Source organism: Pseudomonas sp. UYIF39 (genome assembly GCF_029963765.1).
Classification (GTDB): domain Bacteria; phylum Pseudomonadota; class Gammaproteobacteria; order Pseudomonadales; family Pseudomonadaceae; genus Aquipseudomonas.
In genome coordinates this window covers 53,034-70,055 of the sequence record NZ_JALBYU010000029.1, presented here as the reverse complement: position 1 = coordinate 70,055, position 17,022 = coordinate 53,034, and the positions used below count along the sequence as shown (strand labels likewise).

Below are 17,022 nucleotides of genomic sequence, written 5' to 3'. Positions count from 1 at the left end.
AGTTTTCAGTCGGCAGAACAGCCTCTACTGGGTCAGTTTTCGGTCAGCGGCAACAGTCAATGCTTCATCAGCTGTTCAAAATGCTATGCCTTAGCGCTTAGGCCCTCGACTAGAACTACCATCAGTACACGGAGGATCGGATAAAGCTCGAACCATCTTCAGTTAACCAAAGTTTAGGATTATCCGGCGCCGAAGAGGCCTTTTGTGGGCAGTCAAACCAAGAGGGTTACAGCAGGAAGATACCCGGCATTCGATGAAATTGCGCCGTAGTCATTTCGGCCTTTCGCCAGCAACTGCAATGGGTCGACACTGCAAACGTTCGGCCAATCTGACCGCCAAAACATCTTGCAGTAAAAGCGCTTTGTTTTTAAACGACTAAGCAAAATCAGGCTTAGAACCCTAAATTCGGAGGGCTTGGGGATGGCAGTAGCTATGCGCTCATGAACGGCCTGCTCACGAATGCACCCCTCCATTATCGTCAGTCCAAAATATTGTTCCTTGCAGTCTCTCAAAACCCCAATTTGTATATTTTGGACTCCGAAGTAAAGCTGATATTTTCTTTAAGACTTCGAGCCATTGGCCCCTTTTGGGGGCATCAACCAGCGCCTGTCTAGACAAAGCTAAAAAATTTGAGATGGTTCGAATGCTGACTGCTGGAATGTAATCTCAGCGCAGTTCAGGAGGCTCAATTGTTCGGGGAACAGCTCTGATGGCCATCGGACCGAACAAATGAATACTTCCAAACACAAAGTCCAGTGGCCCTCAGACCAGAAAAAACATCCCATAGACACAGCGAAGTATAATTTAGTTTCCGGAATCGCTTCTTAACTTCATTTGCCCCAAGTTCTTATAGAGAACCGTGAATCATCGAGTAAAAGCTCGCGTTGGTTTTTTTCGTGTGCAGAAACATTTTGTTATTACGATTTGCCGAATCCCAACTTATTTCCTCACTAGCAAACAGCTTAAAGAGTGCGAAAATTTCGTTCTGGTCGGGGGCGCGTAGCATCGGCAAGTAGGGAATACTCACGCCTCATTGCGAGGTATCCGCTTAATGTCTGCCACCCAGTCGAGATCGCCTTCGAGTTGGCGGACATGCCGTATCACAGGGCGCGCTTCGACCCGCGCCATAAAGGCTAAGATATTAGGATAAGCGTCCAGCGAAAGTGCACAGGGCACTGACCACCCAAGCGCTATAAGCGCATAACCGTCTATGACAGAATATCGGTCACCGAGGATGAAATCCTGGCCCTCAAGTCGATCATTGAGTGCCTGTAGCGGCCGTGCGACACGCCCCTCATAAAATTTTCGCAATTGCCCCTGCATTTGTTCATCCTCCACAGCCCAAACCCACGAGACCTCTACCATTCTCGGATGAAGGTCTGAGGCCACAAAAGACAGCCAGCCCTCCGCCAGGACACGCTCCATTGTGCCCCGCTTAGGGAACAACTTTTTTTCAGGAACAAGGTCTGCAATGAACGGTAAAGTCGCCGCATTCTGGGTAAGTACGGTTCCATCATCGAGCACGATGGTAGGCGTCTGCGCCATAGGATTAAGAGCACGCACCTTGATTGTAAGAGGATCCTCAACCGATCGGAGATCAACCTCGATGGCGTCGTACTCGACACCTGCTTCTTCGAGAGCAAAATGGTTAGCCGTCGAACATGCCCCACGGTGATAATAAAGCGTTATCATACTGCACCTATTTTTTTAATGCGTAATTGTATTCGTATACCATTTTAATAACAGATTCCATCAAGGGTCGTACTCACTTACATACCGTAATGCACTCCAAGGAATTCGCCGATATCAAATTTCACAGAATCACAGGGACACGGCTTCTATTAGAAATTTTTTACAATTTTCAAAAATATTCGAATATAAGCACAACTAGTTTTCTGATTCTCGCGAACTTCTCGAAACTTTAAGAAGCCAATTTTTCATCAGAGATAAAAACCTTTTTCCATCCAGCCAACCGAGGAGCTCATGGTTTAATAAAGGATGCGTCGAAGTTTACAAACTACTGAAGCAGTGAACACAACTTTACCCTATGCGAAAGCAATGGATGCGAGCTCCATTTTAACTGCTAATGAAAGCTCTAAAACACAAGACAATAATGGTAGTTATTATTGATAATGACACACTCCACTGAACTAAAAAGCGTTATCAAACCAAACAAAATACCAAGAATATCAGGGCAAATAGGACGCTTTTAGAATTTCACCCCTAAAAGCGAACACCCCCTACCCCACAAAATTAATCCAACTGAATATGTAATGTGTAAACTAATAAAATTTCTACATTTGAATTTATATCAGGCTAACATTCCGCCGTCGACATTCAATGTCGCCCCGGAAATGTAACTGGCATCGGGACCTGCTAAAAAAGCTACAACGGCTGCGATTTCGTCAGGTTGCCCATATCGATTGAGTGCCGTCAATTGAGAAAGAATCGGAGCATAGTCCCCAGTTTCCGGATTAGACTCAGTATTAATAGGCCCAGGTTGAATAATGTTTACCGTGATACCGCGTGCCCCTAGATCCCGCGCCCAAGCACGAGTATACGCAGCAACAGCAGCTTTGCTCGCCGCATAATCTCCCCAACCCACTAAGGCAGTCTGACTGGCGAAAACAGTGCCTATCGAAATTATCCGGCCGCCTTCAGGAAGCAGCGGCGCTGCCGCGCGAACCGCGGTCGAGACCCCTTTGACGTTAATAGCATACTGACGATCAAAGGACGCAATGTCGGCAGCTGAATCATTAACGTCACCCATAATGGAAATCCCAGCGCTGTTAACCAAGATATCAAGATGACCAAAATGGTTGAAAACAGTTTTGACAAGATTGGTAACCTGTTTTTCATCCGCCTGATCGGCTGCTAATGCTAAAGCGTGACCTCCTGTAGAATGTATTTCCTTTACAAGCTTCTCAGCTGTTTCAGCTGACGAAGAATAACTGAATGCGACATAAGCTCCTTCCTGAGCCAAGCGTCGAACAATTGCTGCACCAATACCACGTGAGCCACCCGTGACAAGCGCTACCTTACCTGCTAGTTTCATAGTCATGTTTAAACCCTCAGTAAAAGTGCGAGAATAGATATTTCTAGCTACGCATAGAGAAAGTTATTTAATACAAAATTCAATGTGACACTAAAATTTTTGGTGTGTCTGCCAGTACTTTTTCTAAACCCGCTAATTGAAAGAATACGCAAAATGCTGGCCTTCCTCTCTCGAAACGCCAGCTATCAGCTAACGACCCAGTATCTAATACATCAAACCCCAATTGATCATGAAGCCTCATAACTTTTTGCTTCGCATCGAGATCGTCTCCAGCAATTGGCAGAGCTCGCCGCAGAAGTGAACCTGTAGATTGAGCATCTTTAGCAAGCTCTTTCATAGGAATTGCACTGAAACCTTTAACAACACATGATAATGACAAATGATTAGCGATTAATTCGCTGGTGGACATCAGACCCTGGTCAAAAATCTCCATCGGACCATCGCGTGCAGGAAAATAATTTGTAGCGTCCAATACTATCTTGCCAGCCAATAGTTCTACAGGAATTGTCCTATACGCCTTGAGCGGTATAGCCAGCAAAATGATCTCACCAAATGCTGCTGCTTCCTCTTTCGTGCCTATCTTACAACCGATGGATTCCGCTAACTCACCGAGCGTTTCGAGTCCTCGCGAATTACTAATCATCACTTCGAAACCACGATTTAGCGCAAGTTCTGCAAACGCCTGACCGACCGCTCCAGCGCCAAGTATTCCGATTTTCATGATTGGTTCTCTTGATATGCGACATCACTTCGTCGCGTTATTTATCGTTTGATAAACGCCTGAAATTATGAACCAGTCAAGCTTTGGTTCTTATGTTTCCCAATCACAACCATTGGCATTTTATAAAATATCACCAACTTAACTTCATGATTTGGGACTAAGATTTACTTCATGGATGACGGTCTTATACTCGATGAAGTCCTCCAACGCTGCAATTCCATTCAAACGCCCCGCGCCGCTTTGCTTGCAGCCACCCTCTTCAGTTTCGTCATAAACAACCGCCCAGTTATTGATCCAGACAGTTCCTACTTCTAACTTTCGAGCGACACGCATTGGCCGGTCAATGTTGGTTGACCAGACCGACGCAGCCAAACCATAACGTGAGTCATTTGCCAGCTGAATTGCCTCCGCCTCCGTGTCGAATGCTTGCATCACGAGAACCGGGCCAAATACTTCTTCTTGTGCAATGGGCATCGAGTGGTCCTGTATTTCTAAAAGCGCTGGTCGATAAAAAGCGCCGTTGGCCAGTGGACCTTCTTTATATGGTCCTCCCCGCACTACTACTAGGGCTCCGCCTGAAATCGCAGCCTCGACGACCCCCTCAACTCTTTCGACACTGTCGAGATTGATCATAGGCCCCATCTCGCTAGAAACATCAGCAGCCGGGCCAACTTTAACCACCTCAAAACGAGCCTTGAGTTTCAGGCGAACGGTATCAAGGATTGATCGATGAACGAGTAGACGACTTCCCGTCATACAAAATTGGCCAGCAAAGACAGTCAGCGCTTTCTCAATTATCGGAAGAGCCTTATCCAGATCAGCATCTTCGAATAACAATACGGGTGTTTTTCCTCCAAGTTCTAGGCCGAACCGTTTCAAATGCTTAGCACCTGCTGCTGAAATTGCCTGTCCCGTAGAAGTACTGCCCGTGAAACTAATGGTTGGGACCAACGGGGAGTCGACCATGAACCGCGCTCCATCGCCACGGAGCTCAGTGAAGACGTTTATTACTCCCACCGGCAGGCTTTTAACTTCGGCAAAAATTTGGCACATAAGCGCATTGGTTTGCGCGGTAAATCCAGGTAACTTACCGACAACTGTGCATCCGGCAGCAAGCGCTGGCGCTAGGGAGCGAATAAAGAGGACCACTGGTGAGTTCCAGGGTGCGATGATTCCGGCGACCCCCATGGCTTCGCGGAGGACAGTAGAATACTTGCCTGGTGCGACCTCGAGTGCACGTCCGAAATCGGTCAATGTGAGCGCCGCGAAGAAGCGAAGTTTCGAAGGAACCATTGATACTTCAAAGAGTGCCTCAGAAATAATCTTTCCGTTTTCCAATGCTAGTATTTTAACGAGATCATCTGATCGAGCTTCGAATCGGTCAGCCATTTCATTGAGAACCTTCGCTCGCAAACGACGATTTTCCCGCCACTCAGAGTTGACGAACGTTTTCCTGGCGATGTCGATCGCATGAGCAGCCTCAGTCTCTCCTCCATCCGCGTAAGTACCAATTTTTTCACCGCTGGCAGGGTTGATACTGTCTCGGCGAGTTTGTGAATCTATCCAGGCACCCCCTATCCAGTGCTTTGCAAACAACTGATCTGAGCTCATCTCTTTCGACTCCATGACTATGTGATTTTTTTACGCAATGTGTCCAGCTGCGATGAGCGTCGATACATTGGTAGCCACCACGGGACATCAGGAAATATGGAGGCTTTTATGACTAGCAATTATGGGTGCCACGCACTCGACCTTCACCGTCAACCACCGCGTCAGGATCAATGTCGCCTCCCAGCTAAACTGTCGAGATGGGGGGATACCTATCTAGAGTGCCGACGAGGACTGCCTCTATTTTTGCTCGCGTATATGCCTGCGGCCGGGCAGTCACTTCGCTGCGCATAAAATCGAAAAATGATGCTATGGCAATAGCTCGCGCACCATTTTCACACTATCAATTAGTCCGTCACGCAGTTCCTTCGAAACACAAGATCAATTATCTAAGCTGCACGCTAGTCACGACTGTGTAACCTAATCGAGCTAATTTCAGCTGGCCGAGTATCCGCAATAGCCAGCTTAAATATGGCGCCATCTGGAGAAGTGGCCCTGTTACCGTAATGAACCGTGGTGTTAAATCATAATGATGATCGCGCAGACATTAGAATAGGATCCAATTAAGCTCTTATTTACTTTTTTAAATACTCAACTGATCATCTTCTAATTATCAAGACTAGGCTTAAACGTCAGCCTTAGGAACATAAAAATTTGAGAGCCCTGCCTCTCTATTTTGATAAGGCTCCTCATATGGAATCCTAAGCAGTCAGTGATCAAAATCGCACGTCAAACTGTAAAGCATTGCCCAACTTATTATATTTTTTTACCACTCACTTTTATAAAGGTAATGCTTAACGGTTAGCCTCGACTGTTTCGCAATCTTGAACGTGTTAATTACTCCGAGTGCGCCGCGAGCCATTCCCCCTTTTTTAGCTCAATACGCGCCCCAACGAAATGCCATGTTGCATATGCTTACACAACGTAAGTTATCGCTTAGCGCAATGTGGACCACAAAAGCTTCGCCATTTTCAGCGCGGCGATGGCTAATTTATTACCATATTTGTATTATAAACGAAGAGAAGTTTGGCATGCGATATCGGTTACTTAAACGCGCCGCAAGGATGGCAACTACCCTCATTTGGCTGCTGGTGACATCTACATTTTTATTTCTTGATAGCACCTATGCCAATAATGGCTTTCACTCAAATCAATAGCCAACGTGAGGCAAGCCGAGAGACAGTAGGCATTGCCCAATACACCATAATCAGCGAGAGAAGTGCAGAACTGATGAGCTTGAATAAAAGCAACGGAAGTTCGAGGTCAACTACCGAGAGGCCAGCACCTAGCAACCAAGAAATCACACTGGACAGTGGTAGTACCACACCCCACGTAAGGAGCCACTGCTTCCAACGCTTCGCCCGATCTCCTCCATTGAGAGGCTCGAACCAGAAGTCCGCATCGGAATTAGTCCGATATCGATCCTGTCGTAATAACCATGGGCTTGCCTCCTCTAAAAGCTTGTAGCGCACTTTTGAGGTGAGCCATCTATTAGCATCTTCGCGGGAAGTAAATCGCAAAATTACCGCATAACGCAGAGTTGAACCGACAGGGCGTAAAACGTCCGCCGCCAGGAAGCCGGGGGATTTTCGGTGAGCGTCGATCGCCCGCTCCATCCACTCCTCGTAGAGTGATTGGTATTCGGGGGAGACTTCATGCACGATGACGCTGATACCTGGTTCGTTAGAACTCTGCTTGTCCATCATGACTCCTCGATGCCGGCGGCATCTGCTCGCCGCTTGACAGCGCGATCATAGATACCTTGCCTTGCAGCTACCATAGGATCATCGGACAATTCGATACCGGCAGTTATACGTCCAGGATTGAAGTTCAGATTGCGCTGCCAGAATCGCTGTTCAACTGAACCTGGGAACCCATCCAGTAGGAGTTCTCCCAACTCAATTTCCTCATGAGCCAAGTCACCAATTCGCGCCCATGCCACTGACCCATCTGAAATATCGTCGTCAGGATTAGCGAGCTGAAGTACTAGTCGCAGACTAATAGCGCCGGACGACAGGCGAGTGCGCAGCTCTTCACTTAGATAATCAGGGGATGTCTCTGCTATTTCAACATCTGTCAACGCGGGTAAATTGATCGAAGGTCCTACGCGATAACGACCAAAACGGCGACCACCGTCGGCATCGATAAATACAAAGCTATTGACGCCAAAGTAAGGTATCGAAGCGTAACTGCGCGGTGCTGGTTTGGGCGATATCATAAAATCCTTCGCGGCAGCATGTTCAGCCAAAAACTTCTCTAGCCTATATGGCATAGCGGGCTGGCCGCTGCTGGCAGCAATCCCGAGAAGAAACTCCAAAAACTCCGTCGGAGTGGCGACTGGGAATCCATCATACGAGTGGGCGACAATGTCGGTGCAAGTGCCATCCGGAAGCTGGAACCGGAGAGCCAATCCGTAAGGGCTAGCCATCGGATCGCCGTCAGGCGTAGCGGGCAACCCACTGAAGTTTGAAAATCTTGCCACGACGGGCACTGCTTCACCGCTCAGGTGGAAAGCAGTGCTGAGTGTGCGAGCTGCAGCGCTGGCAATAAAATTTCCGGTGCTCAACACTCCCTTCGCATGAGCGACCCTGAAACCTGGATGACGGCCAAAGGTTTCGTAAAGGGCGTCCAGAAGATCGTCGTAAAGTCGTAAATTGGCAATCATAACTTTTCAGCTTGTCGCTTAGAAATCAGGTAACTTCCCAAATTGGTCAACGGCTCACTCATGTCAGCACCACAATTTTTCCGCCCGCTCTATTTTCTTCCATGCAACGATGAGCAGCGACAATGTCGTCTAGCGAAAACACCTGACCGACTTGCACGCGCAATGACCCTGCGACAATTTGCTCGATCAGATCTTGAAGCGGTGTAGCCATAAAATCGTCAGAATCTCCAGCATACGTTGTCAAGCTAACGGCTGTCGGCACCATATCCATGGGGCTGAAATCCTTAAACGCCCACTCATTACTTACCATTCCGGTCATGCATACCGTGCCGCCTGGCCGAGCGCACCGCAGCGAATCACGCAATGTCGTAGCCCCGATCAGTTCAAGCACCTTGTCAACGCCGCCCGGGAAAACTGCTTTAACTTGTTCAGCCAGGTTCCCGGTGTCGACAAAAACGTGCTCAGCACCGCTGTCGCGTAACAGCGACTCACGACCTGCTTTACGAGTCGTTGACGCGACCGTAACCCCATGATTTTTAGCAATTGCGGCAGCAGCTAATCCGACTGAGGTCGTACCACCGCGGATAAGTAATGTCTGTCCGTGTTCAATGCGCAGCGATTTAAATAGTGACCCCCAGGCGGTCTGCAGCATTTCCGGGAGAGCGCCCAATGTCGCCCAATCCAAATCTGTTCGCACAGACTGAATTTGTGAGGCGGGGACACAGGTATATTCGGCATATCCTCCGTCAAGGTATCGACCCATCCCGCCCATAGCCGTAGCAACTCGATCCCCAGGTTTAAACTCTTTACCAGGGGCCGATTCAACAATACCCACGGCTTCAATACCAAGTACGCGCGGAAAACGCACATTAGGCGAATGACCTTGCCTGGTGAAAAGTTCGGAGCGATTTAAGCCAAACGCTTTAACCTTTATCAAAACCTCGCCATTTAATGGGACCGGAATAGGCCGCTGCTCCAGCCTAAGGACTTCGGGTTCACCGGCTTGGTAGATTACCGCAGCTTTCATGCTGTCCATAAATTCACTCGAATTCTATTGGGCTTGAAGAGCGACGTACGCCTTAACCGCCGCGTTTTGAAAATTGAGACCTTTCAAAGGAGCTCAGCCGCCACTCTGAACTGAGTCAGCATTGGAAAATGTGCGCGGGAGCTCTGAATAAACTCCCAACTTCATACAGTAAGGCCATAGGCCGAGCTGCAATCAGGAATGATTTGAATCAAGGTTAATTTCGTGAATGACGGTTTTGTACTCGACGAAATCCTCCATGGCGGCGATTCCGTTCAAACGTCCTGCTCCGCTTTGCTTGTAACCACCCTCCTCTGTTTCGTCGTAAACCACTGCCCAGTTATTGATCCATACCGTGCCGACGTCCAGTTGTCGGGCCACACGATGTGGACGGTCGATTTGACTCGACCAGATAGACGCGGCGAGTCCGTAGCGGGAATTATTTGCCAGACTGATAGCTTCCGCCTCGTCGTCAAATGCCTGCATCACCAAGACCGGGCCAAATACCTCCTCCTGTGCAATAGGTAACTCGTGGTCGGTAATTTCTAACAGAGTTGGTTGGTAGAAAGCTCCTCTTGCCAAAGGGCCACTCTTGAAAGCCCCGCCACGAACCACAACCTTTGCTCCGGCTGAAATGGCTGCTTCAACCATCGCATCAACTCGCTTAACGTTGTCCATATTGATAAGCGGGCCCATATCACTCTCCGGTAAAGCTGCTGGACCAACCTTGACCGCTCGAAGGCGAGCGGCAAGCAAATCACGAACGTGGTCAAGAATCGGTCTATGTACAAGAAGACGGCTGGCGGTCATGCAGAATTGACCGGCAAACGTTGTGAGTGCCTTTTCGATCATGGGCAGTGCTTTATCCAGATCAGCATCCTCAAACACCAACACCGGAGTTTTGCCGCCTAATTCAAGGCCGAAACGTTTCAAGTGCTTAGCGCCTGCGGCCGAGATGGCTTGGCCTGTGCTCGAACTGCCAGTAAAACTAATAGTGGGAACCAATGGCGAATCAATCATGGCGCGAGCGCCGTCACTGCTAACTTCACTGAAGACATTGATCACCCCATCAGGCAGGCTTCGAACCTCAGCAAATATCTCGCACATCTTGGAGTTTGTTAGGGCGGTCCAACCAGGTAATTTACCCACTACTGTGCAACCCGCCGCAAGCGCAGGTGCTAGCGAACGAATAAACAACACAACTGGTGAATTCCAAGGCGCAATGACACCGGCTACACCCACCGCTTCGCGTAGAACAGTGGAGTACCGACCTGGGGATGTTTCTATAGCGCGTCCAAAATCAGTCAAAGCCAACGCTGCATAAAAGCGCAGTTTAGAGGGCACCATCGACACCTCAAAATGCGCTTCGGAACGAATTTTTCCATTCTCCAGCGAAAGTATCGCCACCAATTCCTCGGCATGGAATTCGAAACGATCAGCCATCTCGTTTAATGCTTGCGCCCGGAGTCTTCGGTCGTGTCTCCACGAAGTACCATTAAACGCTTTGTACGCGACCTCAATAGCCTGTAAAGCCACCGCTTGTCCGCCCTCACAAAATGAGCCAATGGATTCGCCAGTCGCAGGGTCGATACTATCGTGTCTCTCGCCTTTTTCGATCCATTGTCCACCGATCCAATGACGGGCTACCATTTTTTCAGAGTTCACGTTCAGCGCTCCGATTATCAGTCATCTTGAAAGCGATGTGTTCAGCGGCCATCAAGGTGATTACGTTGGTTGCCACTGACGGAATGTCTGGGAAGATGGATGCGTCAACCACTCTCAGGCCCTGTATCCCGCGAACTAAACCGAAATTATCCAGTACCGCATCCGGGTCGTTCGGTCCGCCCATGGGCACTGTCGACGTAGGATGGTGGTAGGTGTCGAGAGAGCCGGCTAAACTGGCCTCAATTTCGGCCCTAGTGACTGCCTGCGCCCCCGGCGCCATCTCACTTTGGATGAACTCAGAAAGCGGGGCAGTTGCAGCTAACGCCCGTACGATCTCGACACCGTCAATCAAACCGTCCCGATCTCGTTGATCTTTGAGAAATGCAAGATCGATGATTGGATTGTCGCGAGGATCCTTGCTACGCAGTTTGAAAGATCCGACCGAGACGGGTCGAGTATTGGCAATAGCGAGCATAAAGATAGCGCCGCTTGGTGATTGACTTGGATCACCGTAATGAACTGCAGTGACATGCAGGTCCAGATCATTGGCCGCAGCCTGCTTTGAGCGTGCCCAGAGAATGGCGCCCACCGGAGGCGTTCCCAAGCCAACCTTTTGTGGATTAGCAGCCCAAACAGTAAAGTAGAAAGGATGATCCTGTAGCTTTTTACCCACAGGAAGATCGGCGATGACATCAATGCCCAACGCCTCTAGGTCCTGGGCCGGCCCCACTCCAGAACGCATCAATATCCCAGGACTGCCATAGGTGCCAGCGCTGAGAATGACTTCGTGTGCAAAAATCGATTCGCCGTCGATCAAGTTTACGCCGACAGCGCGCCGCCCTTTGAATAACACACGTTCTACTTCTGCGTTACCACGGATCGTTAAATTAGGTCTAGCGCGAGTCGCTGAATCCAGATAAGTCATGCCCGTATTCATCCTATTCCCCATCCGAGTGTTCATGGGGTAAGGGCTCGCGCCAAATGGTTCCATACCGTTGAAATCGCTAACTCTCGGATAGCCGACATTGACCGCAGCCTCAACAAATGCTCGCTGCATATCAGATGTTTCTTCAAAACCAAGCTGGTGAATGGGAAACGGACCAGAACGGCCATGGACCTCGTCGGCACCTCCCGACGTACGCTCCATTCGGATAAATGCTGGCGCCATATCCGCCCAACTCCAGCCTTCTAGACCATGCTCTTTCTGCCAGCGATCATGGTCTACTTTGGGTGTCCGCATTGCGACAGCACCGTTAATAGCTGTGCTACCGCCAAGTACTCGACCGCGTGGCAAAGGCAGGACGCGATTTAAGTAGGAAGGCTCGCTTTGGTATCCCCAGTCATGCTCGCTATCACCACCAATCATGGTTTGAAGGCGCACAGCGTCAGGGTACTCATCCGGTGCATATGCCATGCCTGCTTCCAGTAGCAACACCTTGCGGTCGCCCGCCTCGCTCAAGCGATTAGCCAACACAGCACCTGCAGCTCCACCACCGACAATCACATAGTCGTATGTAGCTGAGTGAGCATCGCTATTTTTAGGTGAGGCCGAAGTCTGCCCTTCGCTGGAGGGAAACACGGTGTTAGAAGTAGGCATGGCGATATCCTTTTACATAAAGAAAATTTTCTTCAACGCAGCTTTAACCGATCTGATAATAGACTGATTAAGTTAAGCCCGAGGTTGACTGGTCGCGAACAGATAACGGTGGATTTTCCAGTCACCCGACTCTTTCCGCAGAATGAAAAGCTCGTTATTACCTTCAGAAACTTCAATACCAGCCTCAAGAATCTTCGTAACTCCTGATGAAGTAGTGCGCGCCCACGCCCATTCGCCAGCTATTTCCACATCATGAATAGTGAACTGCACCGTCAACTTCAAGATATCAAAAACCTGCTCATAGCCAGCGCGCACTGCTTCACGCCCTTCCAATGCCGGAGCGTTCTGCGGCATGAACACAGGTTCGCTACCAAACAACGAAAGAATCGATTCGATGTCGTTATTATTTAGAGCAGTCTCGTACGACTTAAGGACCATTTCGATAGACATGTTATTACCTTAATAATGAGCTGATTGGAAATTTCCGATCCTCTTGAGTGTAGGCTTATAAATTTAGCTCGGAACACGCAAAACTGAGAAGTCGAACTCTTCATTTTGGGAGGAATTCATAATCAGCCAACCCCGACAGCATCAATCAGCTCGCCAAGGCACACAAAGCGATAAGCTTATTCGTATAAAAAAAGGCTAAATTCAAACATTAAGTTATATGCGAAATTGCAATTATATTTTAATTGCATTCTCCCAACCTTCAATTTCACGGGCGAATATGCGAAGATTGCTGCTAGCCCCCCTACACTGGCAGGCGCCGTGCAATATGAACCTCAATTCAGTTGAAATGTTCGTCCATGCGGTGATATCTGGGAGCCTTTCCGCAGCCGCGTTGTCTAGTGGGATACCGCTAGCCACGCTGAGTAGGCACATTAAGGAACTCGAGCGCGATTTGGATACGCAGCTGTTGGAGCGTTCGTCTCAGGGTATTCAGTTAACGGAGGCCGGTGCCAATCTCTATGAACATGCTTCTCAAGGCTTGGAGTGGATGGCTAAAGCCAGGCAGGCCGTAGTCGTCAATCATTTGGAACTAAGAGGCAAGCTTCGACTTTCCCTACCACCAGTATTTGAACCTTGGTGGGAGTTAATCAGTGCGTTTCAGAATGATTATCCGTTTGTGAAAGTTAGCGTTTTGACGACCGAACGTAGGGTCAACCTGACGGAAGACGGCATTGATGTTGCTTTAAGAGTAGGGGCAATTGTCCACGAAATGATGATTGCTCGACATCAAATCACTTATCGACATTTGTTGGTTGCCAGCCCAGTTCTCCTGAAACGATTCGATGTACCCACCCGACCGGCTGATCTCAATCGGTATCCCTGCGGTATATGGGGGCATGGAAGTGGATTAAACAATATTTGGCATTTAGGAGAGGAATCATTTATGACTGATCCCATTTTAACGACAAATGATTATCTTCACTTGCGCAGCCAAGCGTTGCGAGGGGACCTTGTAACGGAATTACCTCCTTTTTTAGCATCTCAGGGGTTGATGAATAAGTCTCTTGTGCATGTTTTGCCAGATTACCCTCTCCCTGAACAGGAGGTGAACCTGTTGTACCCTTCTCGCCACCCCTCTACTATTGTGAGGACCTATATTGATTTTTGCTCACGGTACATCAGCAATTTAAATTTTACGCCACAGAAAACTGGCGATTAAATACATAGCAGAAGAAGATTTAGAAACCATTTTATCCAGTTTAATTTAACTTTCTTGCAATGACCTTTCCCCCCAATTTTCTTCCTACCAGCCGCGCTGGGGTACTTAAATATCAACGAATGAAACAGGTTAATTTGTTTAAACGCTAACGCATCAACCTTGCTAGGAAATTTAGAATATTTCCTGTTCGCGCAGTTATTCAAGTTGATAAGGCAGCAGTGAACGGTGTTGAATATCAACACCGTGATATAAATTCAGTTCTGCCACGCAAAATAGTCTGTACCTTTTCGATCACGCAAGGAGCATTAGATGCTGGCGTTACACACCGAGAAGCTGTATTTCCGGACCATGGTCGAGTGCGACTGGCCACTGTTTCTCCGGCTTCATTCCGAACCCCAGACCATGCAATTTGTGTTCGGCGAGATTGCCGAAGAACAGATTCGCAAAGGCTTTGATCACCGGCTGCCGGAATGGACGCCGCAGTCTGATCATTGGCTGTGCCTGGTGGTGATCGACAAGGCCAGTGAGCAGGAACTGGGGGTCAGCGGTTTTCGCATTCTGTCGCCGGGGCACGCCGAGGTGGGCACGCTGCTGCTGCCGGAATTTCAGGGCAGGGGTTTCGGCACCCAGTCGCGGCAAGCGATCATCGACTACGCCATCGCCATTGGCCTCGACTCCCTGGAATCGACCGTCACCGATGGCAATATTGCTTCGTGCAAGGTCCTGGAGAAATGCGGTTTCGTGTTTGAGCGCCGCGTGCCACAGGCCTATCAGATTGGCGAGCAATGGTTTGATGACCTGATCTACCAGCGCCGGCTCACCTGATGAGTCAACGCCCGAATACCTTGGCCTCTCTGCGTGCCCTGCCCCGTCCGACCCGTTGGCTGTTGTTCGGGATCGGGTTGGCCCGCGTTGCGTCGTTCATGATCTGGCCGTTCATAGCCGTGGCGATGAACAAACGCTTCGGTACGCCGATCACCGAGATTGGCGCGCAACTGGCACTCGGCGCGTTGATCTCGATTGCCTTGTCGCCGCTCAGTGGCCTGCTGGGCGATCGCTTCAACTCGCGCAACCTGATGCTATTCGGCTGCGCCCTATGCGCCAGTTGTTACCTGCTGATGGGCCTGCTGCCAGGGCATACCAGCTATTTCGTGGCGATCATAGGCATGGCGTTGTCCCAGAGCATTCTCGAGCCGCTGTTGCGCATGCTGTTGAGTGACACGGCAGTCGATGACGCCCAGCGCACGTTCCTGTTCCATATCCGTTATTACGTGGTCAATTGCGCGGCGGCCATCGGCCCGCTGATCGGCCTGTGGTTTGCCAACCACCAGAGCGACGGCGTGTTCGGCATTGCCGTGTGCGTCTACGCGGTGCTGACGCTGACCATTCTCAACGCCGCCCGCGCACGCTTGCGCAACCCGCACCTGGCGAAAACCGCCTACCCGCCACTGCGGGAGATTTTTCGCGCAATCCTTGGCAGCAAGTTGTTCCTGTCGATCATCGTCGCCAATTTTTTCCTGGTGCTGGTCTACGCGCAGATCGATGAACCACTGACCTTTTACCTACTGCAATTGAGCGTCGACGACATCAACCACATCATCGCGATGATGAATTTTACCAACGCCGCAGTGGTGCTGGTGGTGCACCTGTTCCTGATGAGTTGGCTCATTGCGCTGGCGGACAAAACCGCTTACTTGATGGCGCTGGGTTGCCTAATGGTTGCCCACGCGATCATTGCCTTGAACACCGGGGCGTGGTGGGCTGGTTGGCTGTTCGCGGTTGTCTTCGCCACGTTTGCCGAAATCATTGTGATGCCGCTGTTCGGCACCCTGATTGATCGCTTGGCGCCGCCGGGCATGCGCGGCAGTTTCATCGGCATCTCGATGCTGGCGGGGTTTGGTTCGGCGTTGGCGCCGTTGCTGGGAGCGGTGGTGATTGCGCATTTTGGTGGTGCGGTGTTGTTCTGGGGGTTGGCGCTGGCCTGCGTTCCGATCGGGTTGTTGGGGTATCGGGTGTTGCGAGTGAGTCAGCCTGCGGTGGTGCCAGCAACCTCCACGGTGTGACATTTGCCCCATGTGGGAGCGAGCTTGCTCGCTCCCACATGGGGCTATGGGGGTTTCAGGCCTTAGGCTGTTTGCCGAGAATGGTCACGCGTTCGCCATAGCGCGAGTGCGGGAAGTAATCCCAGACCGCGTGATGCTGGGTGCAGCGGTTGTCCCAAAACACCAGGGTGTTCGGCGCCCAGCGCACGCGGCAGCTAAGGATCGGTTCCCGTGCGATCAGGTCGAACAGCATGCTCAACAGCATCTGACTCTCGCCACCGGACAACTGGACGATGTGCGAGGTAAAACCCGAATTGACGAACAGCGTCTTGCGCCCGGTTTCCGGGTGCCGCACCACCATCGGGTGTTCGGTCTTGGGCAGGTTGGCCGGTGGCGTGAAGCCTTTCCACGGAATCTCGCCATCATGGATCGCGGTCAATTCGCCGAGAAACTGCTGCAGCGCCGGCGACAGCATTTCAATCGCCAAATGCATGTTGGCGAACAGCGTATCGCCGCCCGTGCCGATGGCCGGGGTTTCCTTGACGTACAGCATCGAGCCCATGGACGGTTCCAGGTCTGCGGTGCCGTCGGTGTGCCAGGTTTCCCCTGCAACGAAGCGCGACTGCGCGTTGGCACGGATCACCACCAGTTCCGGGTCATCGCCATCGATGTCCTCCACCGGCAGCGCCCGCAGTTCGCCGAACAGTCGGCAAAAGGCTTTGTGCTGCTCCACCGTCAGGTGCTGGTCACGAAAGACCAGGACATGATTCTCCAGGAAGGCCCGGCGCACCTCGGCGAGCTGTTCTTCGCTCAACGGTTGCGACAGGTCAACACCGCTGACCTCGGCACCGATGATCGGTGTCAGACGGTCCACGGTGATGCGGTTGTGGGGCGCCCGGGATTGCCCCGCAATGCGCTCGATAGCCTTCAATGCCAATTGATCCATGTTCCCTCACCTTATTATTTGTATGGCTGA

At 50.4% G+C, this 17,022-nt stretch carries 14 protein-coding genes; 3 read left to right on the top strand and 11 right to left on the bottom strand.

Going from position 1 to position 17,022, the window contains the following annotated elements:
- Window positions 1–1,023 precede the first annotated feature (1,023 nt).
- From MO767_RS27035 to MO767_RS26990, 10 genes are all read right to left on the bottom strand, one after another.
- On the bottom strand, window positions 1,024–1,692 hold the full coding sequence (locus MO767_RS27035) for a glutathione binding-like protein (RefSeq protein WP_219097542.1): 669 nt from the start codon (window positions 1,690–1,692) through the stop codon (window positions 1,024–1,026).
- A gap of 619 nt (window positions 1,693–2,311) precedes the next feature.
- On the bottom strand, window positions 2,312–3,061 hold the full coding sequence (locus MO767_RS27030) for an SDR family oxidoreductase (RefSeq protein WP_282483018.1): 750 nt from the start codon (window positions 3,059–3,061) through the stop codon (window positions 2,312–2,314).
- A 73-nt stretch (window positions 3,062–3,134) separates the two neighbouring features.
- Entirely contained in the window at window positions 3,135–3,776 is a 642-nt protein-coding gene (locus MO767_RS27025) for an NAD(P)-binding domain-containing protein (protein ID WP_219097540.1), read from the bottom strand.
- Between the two features lie 144 nt (window positions 3,777–3,920).
- Window positions 3,921–5,387 (bottom strand): aldehyde dehydrogenase family protein, encoded by a 1,467-nt coding sequence (locus tag MO767_RS27020; RefSeq protein ID WP_219097539.1) that lies wholly within the window; start codon window positions 5,385–5,387, stop codon window positions 3,921–3,923.
- A gap of 1,142 nt (window positions 5,388–6,529) precedes the next feature.
- Window positions 6,530–7,087, bottom strand: a complete 558-nt coding sequence (locus MO767_RS27015; RefSeq protein ID WP_219097538.1) for an antibiotic biosynthesis monooxygenase — start codon at window positions 7,085–7,087, stop codon at window positions 6,530–6,532.
- Window positions 7,087–8,049: a catalase family peroxidase gene (locus MO767_RS27010; protein ID WP_257605403.1), complete on the bottom strand. Its 963-nt coding sequence runs from the start codon at window positions 8,047–8,049 to the stop codon at window positions 7,087–7,089. Before MO767_RS27010 ends, MO767_RS27015 begins: the two co-directional genes overlap by 1 nt.
- 58 nt (window positions 8,050–8,107) lie before the next feature.
- Window positions 8,108–9,085, bottom strand: coding sequence for a zinc-binding alcohol dehydrogenase family protein (locus tag MO767_RS27005; RefSeq protein WP_282483017.1), 978 nt, complete (start codon window positions 9,083–9,085; stop codon window positions 8,108–8,110).
- Between the two features lie 183 nt (window positions 9,086–9,268).
- Complete coding sequence (locus tag MO767_RS27000) at window positions 9,269–10,723, bottom strand: aldehyde dehydrogenase family protein (RefSeq protein WP_282483019.1); 1,455 nt, start codon at window positions 10,721–10,723, stop codon at window positions 9,269–9,271.
- 4 nt (window positions 10,724–10,727) lie between these two features.
- Window positions 10,728–12,335, bottom strand: coding sequence for a GMC family oxidoreductase N-terminal domain-containing protein (locus tag MO767_RS26995; RefSeq protein ID WP_219097536.1), 1,608 nt, complete (start codon window positions 12,333–12,335; stop codon window positions 10,728–10,730).
- Window positions 12,336–12,407: 72 nt separating this feature from the next.
- Window positions 12,408–12,785: a nuclear transport factor 2 family protein gene (locus MO767_RS26990; protein WP_282483016.1), complete on the bottom strand. Its 378-nt coding sequence runs from the start codon at window positions 12,783–12,785 to the stop codon at window positions 12,408–12,410.
- A gap of 325 nt (window positions 12,786–13,110) precedes the next feature.
- Here MO767_RS26990 and MO767_RS26985 point away from each other — a divergent pair, with 325 nt between their 5' ends.
- From MO767_RS26985 to MO767_RS26975, 3 genes are all read left to right on the top strand, one after another.
- The gene (locus tag MO767_RS26985; protein ID WP_282483015.1) at window positions 13,111–14,004 is read left to right on the top strand and encodes a LysR family transcriptional regulator; all 894 of its coding nucleotides are present in this window, start codon (window positions 13,111–13,113) and stop codon (window positions 14,002–14,004) included.
- A 309-nt stretch (window positions 14,005–14,313) separates the two neighbouring features.
- Window positions 14,314–14,829 (top strand): GNAT family N-acetyltransferase, encoded by a 516-nt coding sequence (locus MO767_RS26980; RefSeq protein WP_219097533.1) that lies wholly within the window; start codon window positions 14,314–14,316, stop codon window positions 14,827–14,829.
- Window positions 14,829–16,067 carry an MFS transporter gene (locus tag MO767_RS26975; RefSeq protein WP_219097532.1) on the top strand — a complete coding sequence of 413 codons (1,239 nt, stop codon included), beginning with the start codon at window positions 14,829–14,831 and terminating at the stop codon, window positions 16,065–16,067. Before MO767_RS26980 ends, MO767_RS26975 begins: the two co-directional genes overlap by 1 nt.
- A 55-nt stretch (window positions 16,068–16,122) precedes the next feature.
- On the opposite strand, the gene MO767_RS26970 is transcribed toward MO767_RS26975, so the two are convergent.
- Window positions 16,123–16,992, bottom strand: a complete 870-nt coding sequence (locus tag MO767_RS26970) for a TauD/TfdA family dioxygenase (RefSeq protein ID WP_219097531.1) — start codon at window positions 16,990–16,992, stop codon at window positions 16,123–16,125.
- Window positions 16,993–17,022: the final 30 nt, after the last annotated feature.

What these genes read in the sequence shown, in the direction of transcription:
- MO767_RS27030 (WP_282483018.1), bottom strand. Translation starts at nt 3,061, where the DNA reads ATGACTATGAAACTAGCAGGTAAGGTAGCGCTTGTCACGGGTGGCTCA.
- MO767_RS26985 (WP_282483015.1), top strand. Translation starts at nt 13,111, where the DNA reads ATGAACCTCAATTCAGTTGAAATGTTCGTCCATGCGGTGATATCTGGG.
- MO767_RS26975 (WP_219097532.1), top strand. Translation starts at nt 14,829, where the DNA reads ATGAGTCAACGCCCGAATACCTTGGCCTCTCTGCGTGCCCTGCCCCGT.
- MO767_RS26990 (WP_282483016.1), bottom strand. Translation starts at nt 12,785, where the DNA reads ATGTCTATCGAAATGGTCCTTAAGTCGTACGAGACTGCTCTAAATAAT.
- MO767_RS26980 (WP_219097533.1), top strand. Translation starts at nt 14,314, where the DNA reads ATGCTGGCGTTACACACCGAGAAGCTGTATTTCCGGACCATGGTCGAG.
- MO767_RS26995 (WP_219097536.1), bottom strand. Translation starts at nt 12,335, where the DNA reads ATGCCTACTTCTAACACCGTGTTTCCCTCCAGCGAAGGGCAGACTTCG.
- MO767_RS27025 (WP_219097540.1), bottom strand. Translation starts at nt 3,776, where the DNA reads ATGAAAATCGGAATACTTGGCGCTGGAGCGGTCGGTCAGGCGTTTGCA.
- MO767_RS27000 (WP_282483019.1), bottom strand. Translation starts at nt 10,723, where the DNA reads ATGGTAGCCCGTCATTGGATCGGTGGACAATGGATCGAAAAAGGCGAG.
- MO767_RS27035 (WP_219097542.1), bottom strand. Translation starts at nt 1,692, where the DNA reads ATGATAACGCTTTATTATCACCGTGGGGCATGTTCGACGGCTAACCAT.
- MO767_RS27005 (WP_282483017.1), bottom strand. Translation starts at nt 9,085, where the DNA reads ATGGACAGCATGAAAGCTGCGGTAATCTACCAAGCCGGTGAACCCGAA.
- MO767_RS27015 (WP_219097538.1), bottom strand. Translation starts at nt 7,087, where the DNA reads ATGGACAAGCAGAGTTCTAACGAACCAGGTATCAGCGTCATCGTGCAT.
- MO767_RS27020 (WP_219097539.1), bottom strand. Translation starts at nt 5,387, where the DNA reads ATGAGCTCAGATCAGTTGTTTGCAAAGCACTGGATAGGGGGTGCCTGG.
- MO767_RS26970 (WP_219097531.1), bottom strand. Translation starts at nt 16,992, where the DNA reads ATGGATCAATTGGCATTGAAGGCTATCGAGCGCATTGCGGGGCAATCC.
- MO767_RS27010 (WP_257605403.1), bottom strand. Translation starts at nt 8,049, where the DNA reads ATGATTGCCAATTTACGACTTTACGACGATCTTCTGGACGCCCTTTAC.